The sequence below is a fragment of the Oleiphilus sp. HI0123 genome (assembly GCF_001635315.1).
On record NZ_LWGE01001117.1, the window covers coordinates 1 to 3,624 of the forward strand.

3 protein-coding genes are annotated in these 3,624 nt (G+C 47.0%); all 3 read right to left on the reverse strand.

Annotation, left to right across the window (positions count from 1 at the left end; genetic code table 11):
- Positions 1-96: 96 nt before the first annotated feature.
- Entirely contained in the window at positions 97-1,656 is a 1,560-nt protein-coding gene (locus tag A3761_RS11405) for an FGGY-family carbohydrate kinase (RefSeq protein ID WP_068516483.1), read from the reverse strand.
- Positions 1,656-3,338 carry a glycerol-3-phosphate dehydrogenase/oxidase gene (locus A3761_RS11410; protein ID WP_197470275.1) on the reverse strand — a complete coding sequence of 561 codons (1,683 nt, stop codon included), beginning with the start codon at positions 3,336-3,338 and terminating at the stop codon, positions 1,656-1,658. Before A3761_RS11410 ends, A3761_RS11405 begins: the two co-directional genes overlap by 1 nt.
- A 98-nt stretch (positions 3,339-3,436) precedes the next feature.
- Positions 3,437-3,624: FAD-linked oxidase C-terminal domain-containing protein (locus A3761_RS11415; RefSeq protein ID WP_304439610.1), on the reverse strand; the 188-nt coding region annotated here is incomplete at its 5' end.

Genomic DNA, 3,624 nt, shown 5'->3' on the forward strand with positions numbered 1-3,624 from the left:
CAACGGAATAAGAACAACACTGATCTTTTTTTAACCAGAAATATGAGTCTACTCTTTCATTTTTATACTGTCTACTATTGAAATACAGATCCCAAACTACTCAGGGTAACCTGTAATATCGCGAATTGTCTTATAAAGTGGTTGCAGCTGGGGATACATCTTCAAATAAACTTCTTTATACAAACGAGCATACAACTTAACTCGTTCAGGGTTTGGCTGAAACACCTTGCCAACACGCGCCATATTCTCAATGGCTTCATCGAAGCTTGCATAAACGCCTAAACCAACAGCAACATCAATGGCAGCCCCTAAGCCAGAGGTTTCATAGGTGTGAGGTCTTTCTGCAGGCATACCAAAGACATCAGCAGTTAATTGCATCGCGGCATCACTTTGAGAGCCGCCCCCCGAGACACGCAAGGTTTTCACCTTAAGCCCGTTTCGCTTTTCCAGACGCTGCATGCCTTCCTTTAAGCCGTAAGCCAAACCTTCCAGAATAGCGCGATAGATATGGGAGCGAGTATGCACATCACCAAACCCGATAATACCGCCTTTTGCCTCCGGCCCAGGGTCGCGCACACCCGGTGACCAGTATGGTTGCAACATAAGCCCCATCGAGCCCGCCGGAACCTGATTCACCAGTTCATCAAATAACTGTTCAGGTTCTATGCCTCTCTCTTCGGCTATCTTTTGCTCTCGTAGGCCAAACTCTTTTTTGAACCAACTCACCATCCAAAAACCGCGATAAATCATAATCTCGGATGAAAAGTACTTTGGAATTGCAGCCGGATAAGCCGGCATGTATTTAATCGGTCCAATATGTTTAGAGTTAGTTGTATTGATTGTCGCTGTCGTGCCATAGCTCATACAAGCGATATCAGGCCGGTTGCCGCCAGAGCCGATAATCTCGCAGGCTTTATCAGACGCCGAGGCAATGATAGGTAAGCCTTCATCTAGCCCCAAATGAGTTGCTGCCTCTTTGGTCAAAGCACCTAATGATTCCCCAGGATCTACCAGCTCAGGTAACATGTCTTTGCACAAAGAAGGCAAAATCTTAAAACGCCAGTCTGATTCAGCAGCCCACTTTAACTTCTTATAATCAAAGGGAATGTAACCAACCTGGGCACCAACAGAGTCTTTAAATTCTCCCGTTAGCTTAAAGCTCAAATAGCCTGATAACAGCAGAAACTTATGTGTCTTGCGCCATATTTCAGGCTGGCTCTGGGAAATCCATAATGCCTGCGATTTCTCTCGAAATCGATGTACAACATCTTCAACCCCGGCGATTTTAAACAACCACTTCCAAAAACCGGGCACATCCCCTTTTACCTCTGCCCTACGCTGGTCTAGCCAGACAATGGCTGGCCTCACAGGCCTTCCCTGCTCATCAACATTAACGACCGTACCGCGCTGCGTGGTGACCGTTGCTGCAATAATCCTGGAACGATCAATATCAGCTGCAGCCCATAGTTTATCGCAAGCTTTTTTTAATGAAGACCAGTAATACTCTGGATCTTGTTCAGCCCAGCCCGGCTGGCTAGAGAAGTAAGGCTCGAGCTCTTGTTTGCCCTTAGCGATCAAATTACCTTGGGTATCAAATATTATGGCCCGAACACTTTGAGTACCGTTATCAATGGTGAAGATATACTGCTCGCTCATCACACCACCCGCTCTTCTTTTTTGGCTTCTTCGACAGGAAGAGAATAATGAGCACTAATAATACGCTGATACCTGCTCGCCTCCTGATCCCAACGAGGCTCATCCCAGCCTAAAGCTTCCAAACAATGAGCCTTGACGCGAGTAAGCACGGCCTCACCACCTTTAGGAAGAACAAGTCCTAAACGAGTGCGGCGCAGCATTAGATCGTCTAAATGCACGACTAGTTGAGTTTCACAGGCATAAACAAGCTCAGCGAATATGGTATCACTAGTCAAGACTTTGTCTGCTAACTCAGGTTTCCTATCTACCAGCTCAACGATACGTTCTGCGCCAAAGCCATAGCGTCCTTTTAGCCTACGAATCTGAGGTGCATTGATATGAGCTGAAGCCATTACATGGTCAGTCTCAGGAAAGTGTGTACTCGACTTAAAGTCTTCAGGTTTCCGATTTAAATATCTCGCCGCCGTTTGAAGCACATCCAAGGCGATTAAACGATAAGTCGTCAGCTTACCTCCTGCAACGCTCACCATGCCTCGATTATCCCAGACAACATGTTCACGCTTTTCATCAGAAGGCTTTGCCGGTTTACTCAAGTCAGCTTCTTGCTTGCTAGAATGTTTACTGACAACAGGGCGAACACCCGAGTACGTCGCTATAACATCGCTTTCAGAAATCAAACTATTTGGGAATTGCTGATTCACAGCAGCTAACAGATACGCTACTTCGCCAGCGCTTATGCTGGACTCGTCTCGACTACTTTGCTTGTGATCAAGGTCCGTTGTCCCGACAACCGTCACACCTTCCCAGGGGAAAGCAAACACTGGCCGCTTATCTTTCGGGTGAAAAAAACTCACAGAATACGCCACTGGCAAGCGCCACTGAGGCAAAACTAAATGGCTGCCACGCAGAGGCCTTATTACTTTGTTTTCACCGAGCTGTTGTCGAAGTTCATCTGTCCATACCCCGGCAGCATTGATGACAACATTTGCCTGCAACTCAAACTGTTCAGCACTCAGTTGGTCTTTCAGCAAGACGCCCGTGACTCTGTCATTTTCGTCCTTGCTTACTTGCTCTGCTCGCAGATAATTGATCGCAACACCGCCGTCGCGATTGCCCTCTTCCAATACACGTAAAACCAAACGAGCATCATCGGTAGAAGCGTCAGCAAATTGAGTGACGCCTTTTAACTTTTTGGTAAGCAAGCCCGGGACTAAAAAGTCTAATATGCCTCGTTTGAAAAACTGCCGATAGCGCTTCCCTGCCATGTAGTCGTAAATAGCCAAAAGTTTGTTAAACACCCAAGGCCCGGGAAAAACACCTTTGTAATGCCCCATAATAAATGGCAAAGGCTCAACTAAACCGGGCAACTCATCCATCAAGTTCTGACGCTCTTTGACCGAGTCATTAGCTAAGGAAAATTGTCCACTTCCCAGATACCGCAGTCCGCCATGAACCATTTTTGATGAACGTGATGAAGTCCCCCAGGCAAAGTCTTTTTGCTCTATCAAGAGGGTTTTCAAACCCTGCGCGACAGCCTCGCGATAGATTCCGGCACCGGTAATCCCGCCACCAACAATCACCAAGTCCCAAGCCTTTCCAGAGCGCAGCACATCTAAGGCTAACGCTCGGCCACCTGGCGCCCAATAAGCAATAGAGGATGCATATTGTTTATCTTGTGACACGGCTTACCTCCGTCGTCGTCATATCGCAGCTGTCACGCCGAGAGTTTGAAAAGTTATAATTTTTTTGGACCGTAAATTGAGCCGAGCTTGCAAAAAAGCTAGTCGAACAGGCTTTTTACTCTGTCATCTTCTATCAGGGTTCCCGGGTTCAATAAGCCCTTCTCATCCATGGCTGCAAAAGCAGTTTTAATGAGGTGCATTCCTAACTCGCCCTTCTCTTTTGGAAGGAAAGGAGCATGATCTTTACCAACTCCGTGCTGATGACTGATTGCACCGCGATTGTTGA

Bases quoted from the DNA above. Each gene is read 5' to 3' on its own strand.
- A3761_RS11405 (WP_068516483.1), bottom strand. From the start codon at position 1,656: ATGAGCGAGCAGTATATCTTCACCATTGATAACGGTACTCAAAGTGTT.